This is a genomic window from Terrabacter sp. RAF57 (assembly GCF_052113925.1).
In the GTDB taxonomy this organism is placed as follows: Bacteria; Actinomycetota; Actinomycetes; order Actinomycetales; family Dermatophilaceae; genus Terrabacter.
Window position 1 is genome coordinate 188,914 of the sequence record NZ_JBFRDT010000011.1, and the last position, 16,473, is coordinate 205,386.

At 72.1% G+C, this 16,473-nt stretch carries 14 protein-coding genes; 6 read left to right on the forward strand and 8 right to left on the reverse strand.

Translation table 11 applies throughout. The features are described from left to right. Nucleotides 1–26: 26 nt before the first annotated feature. The 4 genes from AB4Y83_RS14130 to AB4Y83_RS14145 are packed head-to-tail and all read right to left on the reverse strand — an operon-like array spanning nt 27 to nt 4,658. A complete protein-coding gene (locus AB4Y83_RS14130) occupies nt 27–1,598 on the reverse strand; it encodes an amidohydrolase (protein ID WP_442297265.1) in 1,572 nt (523 codons plus the stop codon). Continuing rightward, nucleotides 1,595–2,578 (reverse strand): quinone oxidoreductase family protein, encoded by a 984-nt coding sequence (locus AB4Y83_RS14135; protein ID WP_442273909.1) that lies wholly within the window; start codon nt 2,576–2,578, stop codon nt 1,595–1,597. The genes AB4Y83_RS14130 and AB4Y83_RS14135 overlap by 4 nt, the downstream gene beginning before the upstream one ends. Nucleotides 2,579–2,588: 10 nt before the next feature. After that, on the reverse strand, nt 2,589–4,031 hold the full coding sequence (locus tag AB4Y83_RS14140) for a wax ester/triacylglycerol synthase family O-acyltransferase (protein ID WP_442274019.1): 1,443 nt from the start codon (nt 4,029–4,031) through the stop codon (nt 2,589–2,591). A 30-nt stretch (nt 4,032–4,061) separates the two neighbouring features. Continuing rightward, entirely contained in the window at nt 4,062–4,658 is a 597-nt protein-coding gene (locus AB4Y83_RS14145; RefSeq protein WP_442273910.1) for a GNAT family N-acetyltransferase, read from the reverse strand. Between AB4Y83_RS14145 and pcrA the strand changes: the two genes are divergently transcribed. Then, nucleotides 4,630–7,119 carry a DNA helicase PcrA gene (gene pcrA / locus AB4Y83_RS14150; RefSeq protein ID WP_442297266.1) on the forward strand — a complete coding sequence of 830 codons (2,490 nt, stop codon included), beginning with the start codon at nt 4,630–4,632 and terminating at the stop codon, nt 7,117–7,119. The genes AB4Y83_RS14145 and pcrA overlap by 29 nt on opposite strands. A 217-nt stretch (nt 7,120–7,336) precedes the next feature. Here pcrA and AB4Y83_RS14155 read toward each other — a convergent pair whose 3' ends face one another. Beyond that, nucleotides 7,337–8,173: a M23 family metallopeptidase gene (locus AB4Y83_RS14155; RefSeq protein ID WP_442273912.1), complete on the reverse strand. Its 837-nt coding sequence runs from the start codon at nt 8,171–8,173 to the stop codon at nt 7,337–7,339. Nucleotides 8,174–8,384: 211 nt separating this feature from the next. Then, nucleotides 8,385–9,377: a lipase family alpha/beta hydrolase gene (locus AB4Y83_RS14160; RefSeq protein ID WP_442297267.1), complete on the reverse strand. Its 993-nt coding sequence runs from the start codon at nt 9,375–9,377 to the stop codon at nt 8,385–8,387. Nucleotides 9,378–9,456: 79 nt separating this feature from the next. On the opposite strand from AB4Y83_RS14160, the gene AB4Y83_RS14165 reads away from it, so the two are divergent. The 4 genes from AB4Y83_RS14165 (at nt 9,457) to sucD (ending at nt 13,645) form a co-directional block, all read left to right on the forward strand. After that, entirely contained in the window at nt 9,457–9,927 is a 471-nt protein-coding gene (locus tag AB4Y83_RS14165) for a cobalamin B12-binding domain-containing protein (RefSeq protein ID WP_442297268.1), read from the forward strand. A 265-nt stretch (nt 9,928–10,192) separates the two neighbouring features. After that, complete coding sequence (locus tag AB4Y83_RS14170) at nt 10,193–11,146, forward strand: DUF559 domain-containing protein (RefSeq protein ID WP_442297269.1); 954 nt, start codon at nt 10,193–10,195, stop codon at nt 11,144–11,146. Between the two features lie 385 nt (nt 11,147–11,531). Then, entirely contained in the window at nt 11,532–12,719 is a 1,188-nt protein-coding gene (gene sucC / locus AB4Y83_RS14175; protein WP_442297270.1) for an ADP-forming succinate--CoA ligase subunit beta, read from the forward strand. Between the two features lie 32 nt (nt 12,720–12,751). Beyond that, nucleotides 12,752–13,645: a succinate--CoA ligase subunit alpha gene (gene sucD / locus AB4Y83_RS14180; protein ID WP_442297271.1), complete on the forward strand. Its 894-nt coding sequence runs from the start codon at nt 12,752–12,754 to the stop codon at nt 13,643–13,645. A 148-nt stretch (nt 13,646–13,793) separates the two neighbouring features. On the opposite strand, the gene AB4Y83_RS14185 is transcribed toward sucD, so the two are convergent. Beyond that, a complete protein-coding gene (locus tag AB4Y83_RS14185) occupies nt 13,794–14,495 on the reverse strand; it encodes a polysaccharide deacetylase family protein (RefSeq protein ID WP_442297272.1) in 702 nt (233 codons plus the stop codon). 183 nt (nt 14,496–14,678) lie between these two features. On the opposite strand from AB4Y83_RS14185, the gene AB4Y83_RS14190 reads away from it, so the two are divergent. Then, nucleotides 14,679–15,992, forward strand: a complete 1,314-nt coding sequence (locus AB4Y83_RS14190; RefSeq protein WP_442297273.1) for a cell division protein PerM — start codon at nt 14,679–14,681, stop codon at nt 15,990–15,992. A gap of 53 nt (nt 15,993–16,045) precedes the next feature. Here the strand turns inward: AB4Y83_RS14190 and AB4Y83_RS14195 are convergent, their stop codons facing one another. Next, the gene (locus tag AB4Y83_RS14195) at nt 16,046–16,438 is read right to left on the reverse strand and encodes a hypothetical protein (protein ID WP_442273919.1); all 393 of its coding nucleotides are present in this window, start codon (nt 16,436–16,438) and stop codon (nt 16,046–16,048) included. Between the last annotated feature and the right edge of the window lie 35 nt (nt 16,439–16,473).

Here is a 16,473-nt window from a genome sequence, read left to right on the forward strand (position 1 = left end):
CGCGGTCAGCCGCCTGCCGCGGGGTGTCAGCGACGCTCGTGGACCAGCTCGCCCCCGAGCCGGGTCTGCAGCACCACCGTGTCACGGATGTCGGCGGGCGAGGACTCCTCGAGCGCCCACAGGTCGCGGTCGACGGCGACGAGGTCGGCGAGCTGGCCCGGCATGAGGCGGCCAACGTCGCTGCGGCCGACCGACTCGTGAGCGGCGACCGTGAAGGCGTGCACGGCCTCGGTCAGGGTGATCCGCTCCTCGGGGCGCCAGCCGCCGAGCGGCTGTCCGTCGGCCCGTTGCCTGGTGACGGCGGCGTGCAGACCGTAGAACGGGTTCGGGTCCTCGACCGGCGCGTCCGATCCGAACGCCACGCGCACCCCGGCGTCGAGGAAGCTGCGCCACGCGTACGACGCGAGCCGACGCGGGCCGATGATCTCGTCCGCGAGCTCGAGGTCGGCCGTGCAGTGGCTGGGCTGCATCGAGGCCACGACGTCGAGCGCGCGGAAGCGCGGGATGTCGACGGGCAGCACGTGCTGGGCGTGCTCGATGCGCAGGAGCCGCTCCAGCCCTTCGGCCCGCACGGCCTCGAAGGTGCTGAGGACGAGGCGGTTGGCCTCGTCGCCGATGGCGTGCGTGACGACGTCGAGGCCGGCCCGGGCGGCGGTCAACGTGCGCTCCAGCAGCAGCTCGTAGGGCATCGCGGCGATGCCGCAGCCCTCGTGGCCGATGAACGGTTCGGTCATGTGGGCCGTGTGCGATCCGAGTGCGCCGTCGCTGAAGAACTTGACCGGCCCGACGCGGAAGACGTCGTCACCCTGGCCCGAGCGTCGCCCCTCGGCGATCGCGAGCTCGAGGTCGGGGTCGCGCGTGCACTTCGTGACCCGCAGCCGCAGGGCGCCGTCCGCGTGCAGCTCGGCGTAGGCGGTGCGGGCGTCCTCGCCGTCGATGTCGGTGATGCTCGTGAGGCCGACGGAGAGGAGCCAGTCCTGGCACCGCTCGAGCCAGGGACGCAGCGGCGACTCCTCGTGCGGGATGACGGCGAGCAGCTCCTGCGCGGACTCGCGCAGGATCCCGGTGGGCTCGCCCGACGCGTCGCGCACGATCTCGCCGCCGACCGGGTCGGGGGTGTCGCGCGTGATGCCGGCCCGTTGCAGCGCAAGGGAGTTGGCCCAGATCGTGTGGCCGTCGACGCTCGACAGCGCGGCCACGCGGTCGCCCGAGACCGTGTCGAGCGCGTGCCGGTCGGGCTGCTCGGGGACGGCCCAGCGGTTGTGGTTCCAGCGGCCGCTGTGCAGCACCTCGCCCTCGGGCAGCGTCTCGGCGTGCGCCCGCACGAGCTCGAGCGTCTCCTCGATCGACCGGGCCTCGCGCAGGTCGACGGACGACAGGTCGCGCGCGAGCCACTCGGTGTGGATGTGGGCGTCGTGCAGGCCGGGCATGACGAGTGCCCCCGGGAGGTCGACCGTCTCGGTGCCCGCACCCGCCGCCTCGACGGCGTCGCCGCCGACCGCGACGACACGGCCGTCCTCGACGAGCAGCGCCGTCGTCCAGGGCACACCGGCGTCACCGGTCCAGATGCGGTCGTGCCGGAAGAGCGTGCGGCTCATGCGGTGGGCACCAGGATGAGCTTGCCCGTCGTGCGTCGACCCTCGAGGGCCTCGTAGGCCGCAGCCGCCTCGGTCATCGGGAAGCGCCCGCCGATGTCGATCTTCAGCGAGCCGTCGGCCACAGCGCCGAGCACCTCGCCGGCCCGCCACTCGTACTCCTCGCGCTCGGCGACGTAGTGCGCCAGCGTCGGACGCGTCAGGAAGAGGGACCCGCCGCTGTTGAGGCGCTGGATGTCGAAGGGGGGCACCTGCCCGCTCGCCCCACCGAAGAGGACCATCGTCCCGCGCGGGCGCAGCGAGGCGAGCGACGCGTCGAACGTCGACTTCCCGACACCGTCGTAGGCCACGTCGACCCCGCGTCCGGCAGCCGTGCGCACCGCGGCCGCCAGGTCGTCGACGGTCGAGTAGTTGATGAGGTGCTGGGCGCCGAGCGCCTCGGCGATCTCGAGCTTCTCGTCGGATCCTGCTGTCGCGACCACGGTGCCGCCGCGGGCCGTCACCATCTGCACGAGGAGCTGCCCGACCCCACCGGCCGCGGCGTGCACGAGGGCGACGGTGCCGGGCCCGACGGCATACGTGCTCGTGACGAGGTAGTGGGCCGTGAGTCCCTGGAGCATGGTGGCGGCCGCGACCTCCAGGTCGACGCCGTCGGGGACGGGGACGAGGAGGTGGGCGGGCTTGTTGACGAGCGTGGACTCGCTCCCGGACGACTGGCACCAGGCCACCCGGTCACCGACGGCGAGGCCGGTCACGCCCGCGCCGACCGCGGTCACGGTGCCGGCGCCCTCCTCGCCGAGGACGAAGGGGGTCGGCACGGGGTAGACGCCCTGGCGCTTGTAGACGTCGATGAAGTTGACACCCGCGGCGGCCACGTCGATCTGGACCTCGCCGTCGATGGGGTCGGGGATCTCGTGGTCGCGGACCTGCAGGACGCTGCGGTCGCCGGGCTCGGAGACGAAGACGCTGGTCGCTCGGTTCATGCTCGCCACCCTACGACTGCGGCCGCCTCCTCCTCGGGCCGGTGGTTCCCGCTGACCCGGCCTCGCCGATGCGCACGAGCAGGGCCAGCTCGTCCTCGAGTGCCGCGAGGAGCGACTCGGGGTCGGGGACGACGGACTCGTCGGCCATGATCCCGATGCGGACGGCGTCGGCATACGTGACGATGCAGAAGCCGAGCGTGTGCCGCCCCGACCCGGGCACCCAGCCGAGCACGCCCGTCACGGGGACGCCGCCGAGGTAGCGGACCTCCCGCGGGCCGGCGACGTTCGTCGTCACGCCGATCGCCTTGTCCGCGAAGAAGTCGACGACCCGGCGCTCCAGCTCTGCGGGGACGCGGCCGATGACGGAGATGAGCGCGAAGGTGAGCGCTGCCTCGGGCGACGCCTTGAGCCAGTCCATCCGCGCCTTCGACAGGGCGAGGCGCCCGAGGGGCGTCGCGTCGCGACTCGGGAAGCGCAGGAAGACGAGCGCGAAGCGGTTGCCGAGCTCGCGCGGGAGCGGCTCGTCGAGCGGTCGGACGTTGACCGGCACCATCGTCACGAGGTCGACCGGCTCGCGGCCACGCTCGTCCTGGTAGGTGTGCAGGGCGCCGGCGACGGCGCTCAGCAGCACGTCGTTGAGCGTCGCGCCGACGAGCCGCCCGGCCTGCTTGAGCCCGGGAAGGGGCAGCGGCTCGGTCCACACGAGGCGCTTGCGGTGCCCGGGGACGCCGCCGACGGCACTCCTGGGGTTCGTCGTCAGGAGCAGGTCGGAGACGACCTGTCCGGTACGGAGGGTGAGCCCGGCGGCATCCGTCACGGCAGCGCGGGCACCCTTGGAGCGCAGGCGATCCCAACCCGAGCGCGTGGTCGCCCGGGCGAGCCGGAGCCCGGACGCGACGACGCCCCCGCCGGTGCCGCCGGTCGGGGCAGCGAGCGGCAGGGTCGCGAGGTCGGTCGTCGCCGGGGGGCCGACGAGGTCGCCGGGCCGTCCGTCGGCGTCCTCCGTGAGGCCGAGCAGCACCCGAGTCAGGGCGATGCCGTCGGCGAGCGCGTGGTGGATGCGGAAGACGAGGGCGGCGCCGGCTCCGTGGCCGTCGACGAGGTGGACCTCCCAGAGCGGGCGCGTGCGGTCGAAGGGCCGCGGCAGGTGTTCCTCGACGTAGGCCTGCAGCTCGGCGTCCGCCTCGGCCGCGGTCCCCCCGCCGGAGAGGGTCACCCGGGTCACGTGCCGGGCCAGGTCGAAGTCCGGGTCGTCCTCCCAGCGGTGCCCGGACAGCCCCCGGGGTCGCCTCGCGAGCTGGCTGAAGACGGGGTACGGCTCGATGATCCGCTCTCGGACCACGTCGAGCACGCGGTCCCAGTCGGGCACCGACTCGAGGAGGACGACCGAGACGATGACCATGAGGTTGGTCGGGCGGTCCATGTTGAGCCAGAGGACGTCGGCCGACCCCATCCGGCGTGGCGGGCGCGGCGGGCGCGGCACCTACGGGCCCGCCAGTCGCGAGAGTGCGTCACCGTCGAGGCGGAAGGTCGTCCAGTCGTCGAGCGAGCGGGCGCCGTGGGCGCGGTAGAAGTCGATGGAGGGGGTGTTCCAGTCGAGCACCGACCACTCGAGTCGCGTCCAGCCGCGCTCGACGCAGATGGCGGCGAGCCGGGCGAGCAGGGCCGTGCCGAGGCCGTGGCCGCGCTGCTCGGGGTCGACGAAGAGGTCCTCGAGCCAGATCCCGGCGCGGCCGGTCCACGTCGAGAAGCTCCGGAACCAGATCGCCATGGCGACGACCGTGCCCTCCCGCACCCCCACGAGGGCGTATGCCGTGGGGTCGCCCTGCGCGGGAAAGAGGGCCTCGCGGAACTGCTCGGGTGTCGCCGTCGCGGAGTCGGGCTCCTTCTCGTAGGCCGCGAGCCCCTGGACGAGGCGGATGAGGTCGGGGACGTCGTCGGCCGAGGCCTCACGGATCTGGAAGTCGCTCACGCCGCCATCCTCTCCCGACGCGCGTGGCTGTGCGTCGTGGTCGGGCGCTGTGGGTGGTTCGACGTAGGCTTGGTCGATCATGAGCACGCTCTTCGACGACCTCCCCATCCCCGGTTTCGAGCACGGTCAGGGCGCGCCCTCCGGCGGGTCCGGGCGCCCCGGGCGTGGCGCGGACGTCACCGAGCAGGGCGTCCCCACGTGGGCCGAGGCCGCCGCCCGCGGCGGCGTCGAGACCGCCCCTCAGGGGCGTGCCGACCTCGACCCCACGGTGCTGCTCGAGGGCCTCAACCCGCAGCAGCGCGAGGCCGTCGTCCACGAGGGCACGCCGCTGCTCATCGTCGCGGGCGCCGGCTCGGGCAAGACCCGTGTGCTCACCCACCGCATCGCGTGGCTGCTCGGCGAGCGTGGCGCCCAGCCGGGGCAGATCCTCGCCATCACCTTCACCAACAAGGCCGCGGCGGAGATGCGCGAGCGGGTCGCCGCGCTCGTCGGCCCGCGCGCCCGTGCCATGTGGGTCATGACCTTCCACTCGGCCTGCGTGCGCATCCTGCGCCGCGAGGCCGCCAAGGTCGGGATGAAGTCGACCTTCTCGATCTACGACGCCGCCGACAGCCAGCGCCTCATGGGCCTCGTGCTGCGCGACCTCGACCTCGACCCGAAGCGCTACCCGCCGCGCGGCTTCTCGGCGCAGGTCAGCAACCTCAAGAACGACCTCATCGACGAGGAGACCTACGCCTCCCGGGTCACCGAGGGCAACCACTACGAGCGGACCGTCTCCGACGCCTACACCCAGTACCAACGCCGGCTGCGCCAGGCCAACGCCCTCGACTTCGACGACATCATCATGATGACCGTCAACGTGCTCCAGGCCTTCCCCGACGTCGCGGAGTACTACCGCCGCCGCTTCCGCCACGTGCTCGTCGACGAGTACCAGGACACCAACCAGGCGCAGTACCAGCTCATCAAGGAGCTCGTCGGCGAGGTCAAGGGCCCCGAGGGCGCGTATGCGGTGCCGCCCGCCGAGCTGTGCGTCGTCGGCGACTCCGACCAGTCGATCTACGCCTTCCGCGGCGCGACGATCCGCAACATCCTCGAGTTCGAGAACGACTACCCCGACGCCCGCACCATCCTGCTCGAGCAGAACTACCGCTCGACCCAGCGCATCCTGCGGGCCGCCAACTCCGTCATCGCGCGCAACGAGGGGCGCCGCGCCAAGAACCTCTGGACCGACTCCGGCGACGGCGCGATGATCACCGGCTACGTCGGTGACAACGAGCACGACGAAGCCGCCTTCGTGGCCAAGGAGATCGACGACCTCGCCGACCAGGGCGTCAAGCCCGGCGACGTCGCCGTCTTCTACCGCACCAACGCGCAGAGCCGCGCCATCGAGGAGGTGCTCGTGCGGGTGGGCCTGCCCTACAAGGTGGTCGGCGGCACGCGCTTCTACGAGCGACGCGAGGTCAAGGACGCCCTGGCCTACCTCCGGGTCGTCTCCAACCCCACCGACACCGTCAACCTGCGCCGCATCCTCAACACCCCCAAGCGTGGCATCGGTGACCGGGCCGAGGCGTGCGTCGCCGCCCTCGCCGAGCGCGAGCGCATCCCGTTCGTCGCGGCGCTCGGGCGGGCCGAGGACGCGCCGGGCATCGCGACGCGCTCGGTCGCGGCGATCCAGGGCTTCACGGCGCTGCTCGAGAAGCTCCGCACCTCCTACGAGGCCGACGACAGCATCGCGGCCCTGCTCGAGATGACGCTCGAGGAGAGCGGCTACCTCGCCGAGCTGCGCGCGAGCCACGACCCGCAGGACGAGACCCGCGTCGAGAACCTCGCCGAGCTCGTCGCCGTCGCGCAGGAGTACGACGACCGCCGCGCCACCGAGCTCGAGGAGTCGGGTGGCGAGCTGGCGCCAGGTGTCGAGCCCGAGGACGTCGGTCCCGCAGGCGCGCTCGAGGAGTTCCTCGAGCAGGTCTCGCTCGTCGCCGACGCCGACGAGATCCCCGACGAGCCCGAGGCGAAGGCACAGGGCGTCGTCACCCTCATGACGCTGCACACCGCCAAGGGCCTCGAGTTCCCCGTCGTCTTCCTCACCGGGATGGAGGACGGCACGTTCCCCCACATGCGCGCGCTCGGCGACCCCAAGGAGCTCGAGGAGGAGCGCCGCCTCGCCTACGTCGGCATCACACGCGCCCGTGAGCGGCTCTACCTCTCGCGCGCGGCCGTCCGGTCCGCCTGGGGTGCGCCGCAGTACAACCCGCCGTCGCGCTTCCTCGACGAGATCCCGGGCGACCTGCTCGACTGGCAGCGCCTGGGCCCGTCGTTCAGCGGGGCCCGCGGCTCCGACCGTCCGGCCGTGGCGACGCTCGCGGCCCGGCCGGGCGTCCGCAGCGCCGGCAAGCGTCCGGTCATCGCGCTCCAGTCGGGCGACCGCGTCAGCCACGACTCCTTCGGCCTCGGCACCGTCGTGCGCGTCGAGGGCGACGGCGACAAGTCGATGGCGCACGTCGACTTCGGAGCCGACACCGGCACGAAGCGCCTGCTCCTGCGCTACGCCCCGCTCGTCAAGCTCTGAACCGCCGTCCGGGGCGGGTTGGAGCTGTCACAGTCGGTGGCGTATGCCGTGTGGCTCAGCCCTGGCGTCAGCCGGGCTCCGTTGTGGCACAACGGGATACGGCATACGGCATACGGCATACGGCAGGCGACTGGAGGTAGCGGCCCCGATGGGACGGGGAACGCGACGAGGCCCGTCCCCGGAAGGGGACGGGCCTCGTGTCACTGAAGGGCCTCGGTCAGAGGTGGACGCCGTGCTTGGCGAGCCAGGTGCGAGGTGCGACGGCAGAACCGTCGTCGGGGTGGATCTCGAGGTGCACGTGCGGGCCGGTCGAGTTGCCGGTGCTGCCGCTGTAGGCGACGCGCTGGCCGGGGGAGACCTCGTCGCCGACGGAGACGAGCAGGCGGCTGTTGTGGGCCATCCACGAGACGGTGCCGTCCCAGTAGCGGATCTTGACCATGTTGCCGTAGCCCTCGGTGGACCAGCCGGCGAAGACGACGGTGCCGCTCGAGAGGGCCCGGACCGTGCTGCCCGTGGGGCACGCGAGGTCCTGCGCGGGGTGCATCTTGCCCCAGCGGAAGCCGAAGCCGGAGGTCAGGGTGTAGCCGGCGACGGGGGAGACCCAGCGGTGGGCCATCGCGATCGCACGCTCGCGGGCTGCGGCCTTGACCTTGGCGGCGGCGTCGGCCTTCGCCTTCTCCGCGGCGGCCTTGGCGGCCGCGGCCCTGTCTGCAGCGGACTGGGCCTCCGTGGCGGTCTGCGCGGCAGTGGCCGTGGCACTGACGATGAGCGTCTTGGCGTCGCGGGCCATGTCACGCGAGGAGCGGGCGCCGGACCGGCTCGCGGCAGCGGCGGCGACGACGTCGGGGTCCGCGGTGAGACCGAGACCTGCGACCGAGTTGGAGACGTTCTTCATGGCAGCCGCTTCGGGGCTCAGCTCGCTCGCACCGGCGTCGCGGATGACGAGGCCACCGGCGACGGTCGAGGAGAGCAGAGCGACGGGGACGACGAACTGTCGACCCCGCGAAGGCTTGGCTGCCGGCCTGTGCCGGCCGGAGTAACTGGTTTTGGGCACGAAAAAGATACCTATCGGTCACAGATGGCGAGCCGCCAGCCTAACGTGACCATTTCGTTATCCAAAATCACGCCACGTTTCTGGACGTCCCGGCGCCGCAGTGGAGGGACGCGACTGCGCATGACACTAGGGCATGTCGGGGCCCCGGTGCGGGATGTACACAGGAGGATCTGCGCGAATTCGCAGCCTCTCGTGACAGGGGTCGGCCGGGTCAGCGCGAGGGCACCACACGACCCGCGGTGCCACCCCGACGGGTCGTCGACGTGCTGGTGCGCCGGCTCCCCAGGGAGCTGACCCCGGGGGTGACGGTCGCTCCCGAGGTGTCGAGGTGGGCGAGGGCCGTGGAGATCCCGTGCACGACGCTGCTCGTGATCGGCAGGCTCATGTGGCCGACGCCGTGCAGGGCGATGTTGTGGACCATGAGGTCGTCGTGGTGCAGGGCGGCGTTGCGCTGGGGCACGACGACCTGGTCGAGGTCGGACCAGTAGACGAGGAACCGGGTCTGGCACTCCTTGACCGGGGCGGCGAGCTCGTCCATGAGGGCGCTGCCCGGACGCAGCTGACGGGTCAGCCCGTTGTTCCACGTGTAGGCGAGGTAGCTGCCCTGGTGCGGGGTGCCGAGCGTGACGAGCGTGTGCACGTGCTGGTCGCCGCCGAGCCGGGTCACGTAGTAGCGCGCGATGAGCCCGCCCATCGAGTGCCCGATGACGTGGATCCGCTCGTACCCGGTCTCCTCGACGATCCGCTCGACCTCGGCGCCCAGGGCCGCGGCCGCAGCACGGACGTCGCCGGTGAAGATGGAGTAGTTGATCGTCTCGATGCGCCCGAAGCCGCGACGCACGAGGCCGCGCCGCAGGACGGTGAAGATCGAGCGGTTGTCGACCATGCCGTGCACGAGGAGGATCGGCGTCTCGGCGGCCTCGACGTTCTGGATCGCGAGTCCCCGCTGGCTCGGTGGCAGGTGACCGAGACGGTAGCCCTGGCGCCGGTCGCTGGCGCGCGAGCCGAGCAGCCCGAGCGGGTAGAGCCCGAGGTGCAGCCCCATCCACGTCGCCTCGAGAGCCGCGCCCGCGATCCCGGTGGGGGTCAGGAGCGCTCCGGCGAGCTCCCCGACGGTCGCCACGAAGCCCCGAGGGCCCGCTGCGCCACCCTTCGGGGTGCCGGCCTGTCGCGGCGTCATCGCCGCCCGTGCTGCCACTGCCACGTCCCGAACGTACCCCGACCGGTGGGCGATGCATCACTATTGCGCGTCGCGTCTCGCGGGGCTGGCTAGAGTGCCCGGCATGAGCGAGTCCCTGGGCGCCGACGCCGTGACCGACGACGAGACCGCGAGCGCGACCGGAGCGGGTGCGGCGTCGACCGACGTCATCCGCGTGGTCGTGGCCAAGCCGGGTCTGGACGGGCACGACCGGGGCGCCAAGGTCGTGGCCCGGGCGCTGCGCGACGCCGGCATGGAGGTCATCTACACCGGCCTGCACCAGACGCCCGAGCAGATCGTCGAGGCGGCCATCCAGGAGGACGCCGACGTCGTCGGGCTCTCCGTCCTCTCGGGCGCCCACATGACCCTCTTCGCGCGCGTCGTCGAGCTCCTCGCCGAGCGCGACGCGAGCGACATCGTCGTCTTCGGCGGCGGCATCATCCCCGAGGACGACATCTCCGAGCTCGAGAAGCTCGGGGTGGCCAAGGTGTTCACGCCGGGCGCGACGACGATGGAGATCGTCGGCTGGGTCCGCGAGCACATCCACGCCGCCTGACCAGCCCTGACCAGCCCAGACCAGCCCTGACCAGCCCTGACCAGCCCCCGCCAGGTCACCCTCGCCCGCCCACGTTTCGCGCGCTCCACGCCCGAGCGCGCGAAACCAGCAGGGAGCGCGGGAGGTTCTGGGCGCCCGGTGCATACTTCGCGCGCCCAGGCCGCGCGGGACCCGACTGTCCACACCCTTCGGCCATCGGGCCGCACCGTCCACAGCTGCGCGGCCAGACCGGCGCGCCACCATGCATGGCCGAGATCCTGCTCGGGTGAACCTCGAGCTCATTGCCAGACACGGAGTCTTCAGCGCGCGAGACGCCCTGCGCGCCGGTGTCGACGGGCGGGCGCTGGCCCTGCTGTGCCATCGCTACGTCTGCACGAGGCTGACCCACGGGTGGTATGCCGTGGGCGTCCCCGCGGACGAGCGTGACCGTCACCGGCTCTGTGCGATCGCGCTCTCCCGAGCCTATGAAGGAGCGGCCGTGGTCAGTCACTCCTCGGCACTCGTCCTGCTCGGGCTGCCACTGCACGGCGTGGACCTCGGCGTCGTGCACCTGACCCGCGTCCGGCCGCTCGACGCCCAGGCGCCCCAGCCCTGGAGCGGGCAGTCCCGCCGTCGCCCCGGGCTCCTGCTCCACCGCGAGCAGGAGGGAGTCGCTTGGGTCGGCGCGCCATCCGCGGGTGGCCACACTCACCCGGCCCCGCTCGCTCCGGTCGGGCACGCCGCCGTCGGCGCCGGACTCGTCGGCGAGCCGACGGCAGCCCTCGTGGCCGCCGACGCCGCTCTCGCTCGAGGGCTGTTGACAGCCGAGTCGTTGCCCGTGGCCATCGCCGACTTCGAGGGCCACCGCGGCGTGGGTCCGGTGCGTGCCGCGCTCCGGTGTGCGGACGGCAGGCACGAGTCCCCGGGCGAGTCGCTGACGGCATACGTCCTGCGCGGGCTCGGCCACGACGTCGAGCCGCAGTTCGAGGTCGTGGCGGAGGGCAGGACCTACCGCGCCGACTTCCGCATCACGGGCACCCGCGTCCTCGTCGAGTTCGACGGCAGGGTGAAGTACGCCTCGGGTGACGGCGCGGTCCTCTTCGACGAGAAGCGTCGTGAGGACGCGCTGCGCCGCTGCGGTTGGGTGGTCGTCCGGTTCACGTGGTCCGAGCTCGCCAGACCGGAGCTGGTCCACGGCCGCGTGCTCGAGGCCCTCCGCCTGGCCGCTCTCGCCGCCTGAGACCGCACACCACCGGCGCCGCCACCAGCACGCAGAGCTCGGCCCCGGGCATACGCCCGGATCGCGCGCTCCTGGCGTGAGCGCGCGATCCGGTGAAGGGGCGCGCGAAAGGACCCGCGCACCTGCGTGTCTCGCGCGCTCGTGCGCTGAGCGCGCGAAACGGAGGGCGGGGCGGGGTGGGATGCGGGTGTGATCTTCGTCCGGTCGGGCGCACCCGATGGGGTCGCCACACGTCACAGCCACTAGAGTCCGAGGGACAGCCTGATTCGGTTGCGCCTCGGCGCAGGGCCCGTCCGAGCGCGAGAGCGTGAGCACGTGGGCCCCGGGACGCCGCAGCGACGCGATCGACGACGATTCGAATCGACGACGAGGACGGACCCCACCCGTGGATCTCTTCGAGTACCAAGCCCGCGACATGTTCGAGAAGCACGGGGTGCCCGTGCTGGCCGGCGCCATCGCCACCACCCCTGAGCAGGCCCGAGCGGCCGCTGAGCAGATCGGACCGAAGTCGGGCGGTGTCACCGTCGTCAAGGCGCAGGTGAAGACCGGCGGCCGCGGCAAGGCCGGTGGCGTCAAGGTGACGAAGAGCCCCGACGAGGCGCAGGCCGCTGCCGAGGCCATCCTCGGGATGGACATCAAGGGCCACACCGTGGGCACCGTGATGATCGCCCAGGGCGCCCGCATCGCGGAGGAGTACTACTTCTCGGTGCTGCTCGACCGTGCCAACCGCACCTACCTCGCCATGTGCTCCAAGGAGGGCGGCATGGAGATCGAGCAGCTCGCCGTCGAGCGCCCCGAGGCCCTGGCGCGCGTCGCCGTCGACCCCAACACGGGCATCGACGCCGCGAAGGCGCAGGAGATCGTCGACGCCGCGGGCTTCGACGAGGCCGACAAGGCGGCCATCGCCGACGTCATCCAGAAGCTGTGGACGGTCTACCGCGAGGAGGACGCCACGCTCGTCGAGGTCAACCCCCTCGTCAAGACCGAGGACGGCCAGATCGTCGCCCTCGACGGCAAGGTGACGCTCGACGAGAACGCCGGCTTCCGCCACGCCGACCACGAGGCGCTCGAGGACACCGCCCACGCGGACCCGCTCGAGGCAGCGGCCAAGGAGAAGGACCTCAACTACGTCAAGCTCGACGGATCCGTCGGCATCATCGGCAACGGTGCGGGTCTCGTCATGAGCACCCTCGACGTCGTCGCGTACGCCGGCGAGGAGTTCGGCGGCCAGAAGCCGGCCAACTTCCTCGACATCGGTGGTGGCGCCAGCGCCGAGGTCATGGCCAACGGCCTGCACATCATCCTGTCGGACCCCCAGGTCAAGAGCGTCTTCGTCAACGTCTTCGGTGGCATCACCTCCTGCGACGCCGTGGCCAACGGCATCGTCGGTGCGCTCGACGCGCTCGGTGACGAGGAGGACCGCCCGCTCGTCGTGCGCCTCGACGGCAACAACGTCGAGGAGGGTCGCCGCATCCTCCAGGAGCGCAACCACCCGCTCGTGACGATCGAGCCGACGATGGACGGCGCCGCGCGCCGCGCCGCCGAGCTCGCCGCCCGGCCCGCCGCCAACTGACCCCCTCGCCACAGAAGAGAGAACGAGCGAACATGGCTATCTTCCTCAACGCCGACTCGAAGGTCATCGTCCAGGGCATGACCGGGTCCGAGGGCATGAAGCACACCCAGCGCATGCTCAAGTCGGGCACCGACATCGTCGGCGGCGTCAACCCTCGCAAGGCCGGCACGACGGTCGACTTCGAGGGCGGCGTCTCCGTCCCCGTCTACGGCACGGTCAAGGAGGCCATCGAGGCCACCGGCGCCAACGTGTCCGTGATCTTCGTGCCCGCGCAGTTCACCAAGGCCGCGGCCGTCGAGGCGATCGAGGCCGAGATCCCCCTCGCCGTCGTCATCACCGAGGGCGTCGCGGTCAAGGACACGGCGGAGTTCTACAACTACGCCAAGGACAAGGGCACGACGCGCATCGTCGGCCCGAACTGCCCCGGCCTCATCACCCCGGGCGTCAGCAACGCCGGCATCATCCCGGCCGACATCTCCGGCACCGGCCGCATCGGCCTCGTCTCGAAGTCGGGAACGCTGACCTACCAGATGATGTACGAGCTGCGTGACTTCGGCTTCAGCTCGGCCGTCGGCATCGGTGGCGACCCGATCATCGGCACGACGCACATCGACTGCCTCGAGGCGTTCCAGAAAGACCCCGACACCGACGCGATCGTCATGATCGGCGAGATCGGTGGCGACGCCGAGGAGCGCGCGGCCGCCTACATCAAGGAGCACGTCACGAAGCCGGTCGTCGGCTACGTCGCCGGCTTCACCGCCCCGGAGGGCAAGACGATGGGCCACGCCGGCGCCATCGTCTCGGGCTCCTCGGGCACCGCGCAGGCCAAGAAGGAGGCCCTCGAGGCTGCGGGCGTCAAGGTCGGCAAGACGCCGTCCGAGACGGCCGACCTCATGCGCGAGATCATGAAGAACCTCGCGAAGTAGCCTGCGCCAGCAGCGTTTCCGAGCGGGCGGTCACCTCCGGGTGGCCGCCCGCTCTGCTGTCTCCCGAGGGCGTATGCCGTGTGGCCGGCCCCGGTCGAGCCCGGCGCCCGGGCGCGTGGCCCGGCGGGACGGCATACGCGATCGGTGGTCAGCAGGCCATCAGGCCGATGACGAAGCCGCGGGCCCGCAGCCTCGGGATGAGCAGGTCGAGGGCGGCGACCGTCTGCGACCGGTCACCGCCTCCGTCGTGCAGGAGGATCCGCGAGCCGCCCCGGACGCTCGCGAGCACGCGGTTCACGATCGTCGTGGTGCCGGGGCGGGACCAGTCGCGCGGGTCGACGGTCCAGAGGATCTGGCGCTGGCCGCGGTTCGCGATGATCGTCGCGATGCGCGAGCTCGTCGCCCCGTAGGGCGGTCGCACGCAGCGTGGCCGGTAGCCGAGGGCCGACTCCATCCGGTTCAGCTGCGACGTGACGGCCGACGTCGACAACGTCGTGAGGTCGGGGTGGCTCCACGTGTGGTTGGCGATGAGGTTGCCGTAGGTGCGCAGGCTGCGGGTGATCGACGGGTACCACGAGACGTTCTGGCCGAGCTCGAAGAAGACGGCGTGCACGCCGTACTTTCGCAGGACGGCGAGGACCTTCGGCGTGTACGTGGAGCTGGGACCGTCGTCGAAGGTGAGGTAGACGGTGCCCGCGTAGGCGACGGGCAGAGAGGCGACCTCGAGCGGCGCGCTGGCGACGACGCCGGCGCGCGGGGTCGGGGCCGGGGCGGTCGGGCCGACGGCGGCCACGGTGAGGGCGAGCACTGCCAGCAGGGGTGCCAGCAGGTGGAGGGTTCTGCTGTTCATGATGGGTCATCCCCTTCATCTCCATCGTCCGCCCACCGGGCCGGCCGCGCGGGGCTTCGGGGCTGATCCGTGCCTCACATCCGGCTGCTCTCGGTCCCATCGGCGTGGGCGCTCGCTCCGTGGCGGGGATCTTGTGACCATGGGAGCGACCACGCACGAGCCCGCAGGACCCGCAGCGCAGGAGTGAGACCACTGGCCCCGCCGAGCACGACCACGACGTCGACGACCACGTCGGCGACCTCGTCGACCAGCCCCTCGACGGCGATGCCGGCCGCCCTGCGCGCCGGCGCCCTCGCCGCCGTCGGCACGTGGTCGGTCGTCGTCCTGCCCGCGCTCATCGGCTGGGTGGCCGCGCCCGAGAGCTCGGTCGGGTGGTTCTCGGCGGTCTCGGTCGCCAGCTCTGTCTGGTTCCTCGGCCACGGACAGTCGGTCGGTGCCGGCCCCGTGGCGATCTCCATGACGCCGCTGCTGCTCCTGCTCGTCTTCGTCCTCATCGCCTACCGCTTCGCCCGTCGTCTCGCGGCGACGGAACGGCTGCGCGTCGGTGCGACTGACTGGAGCCGCGTCGCGCAGTGCGTCGTGCCCGGCTTCGTCATCGGCTACGGCCTCGTGTCCGCGGTCTTCGCGCTCTTCACCCTCGGGGGCCCGGCGACGCCCGGTGTCGCCGCGGTCGTGGGGTCGCTGCTCGTGCCGCTCGCGGCGCTCGGCTTCGTCATGCTCCGGCCCGACGACGAGACCGCGCCGGCGTTCGTGCGCACGTGGTTCCGGCGCGGCCCGACGTGGCTGCCGACGGTGTGGCGCACCGGCTGGCGCGGGGCGGGCGTGCTGCTCGCCCTCGGGTTCGTCGTCGTCGTCGTGAGACTCGTCGCGTCGTGGTCGGCCGTCGCCGACATCCAGGACCAGTACGGCGCCAACCTCGGGGCGATCGCCATCATCGCGCTCGCCCAGGTCGCCCTCCTCGGCAACGCGGCCACGTGGGCGCTCTCGTTCCTCGCGGGCCCGGGCTTCCAGGTCGCCCTCGGCTCGACGATCTCCGCCGGAGCCGCCCAACCCGGGCTGCTGCCGCTCGTGCCCGTGCTCGGTGCGCTGCCGCAGGCCAGCGACTACCCGGCGACGATGTATGCCGTCGTGCTGGCTCCGGTGCTCGTCGGCGTGTGGCTCGGTCGTCGGGTCGACGCCGAGCTGGAGTTCTTCGGCAACGTGCGGGCCCGGTTGTCGGCCACGGCCGTGGCGGCGCTCGTCGCGGTCGCGGTCGTCGTCGTCCTGACCGCTCTCGGCAACGGTGCGGTCGGCGTCGACCGGCTCTCGGCCGTCGGGGCCCACCTCTGGTCGTTCGCGGCGGCCCTGACGGCCGAGGTCGTCGGGGGTGCGCTGCTCTTCACGGGCGTGCTCGTGCTCCGTGACCGTCGCGCCGAGCAGCGTGAGCGCGAGCACCAGTCGGGGGTCGCGACGCAGGCGGGTGCGGACGCGGAGACCTCAGCCCCCGATGCGGACTGACGGGGAGTGTCGACGGGACTGACGTGGGCTGACGCGGGACGGTCGGGGTGGCCTCAGCGGGCGACGAGGCCGATCATCCCGGCGTCCTTCAGCGGCGCGCAGTCGCCCTCGGCGATGCTCGTCTGCGCCCGGGCGACGCACTCCTCGTAGGCCTGGACCGAGTCGTAGAAGACGACCTGGAGCGCCAGGGACGACAGCAGCATGCCGGAGATCACGAGCGTCACGACGGGCCAGATCTTCTCCTTGCCGCCGCGCGCCGACAGGAAGCGGAGCAGGCGCACGGTCAGCACGATCGCGAGCACGAGCGGCAGCACGGCGACGAAGCGCTTCGGCAGCGGGAGGTACATCGCCACGAGGCCGAGCAGCACGAGGAGCGCGATGGGCAGGGTGCGCTTGGCCTTCTCACGGGCGAACGCGATCTCCTGCTCCTGCTGCGGCTCGGTCATGTGGTCCATCCTCGCCCATCGCGAGCGGGCGCAGG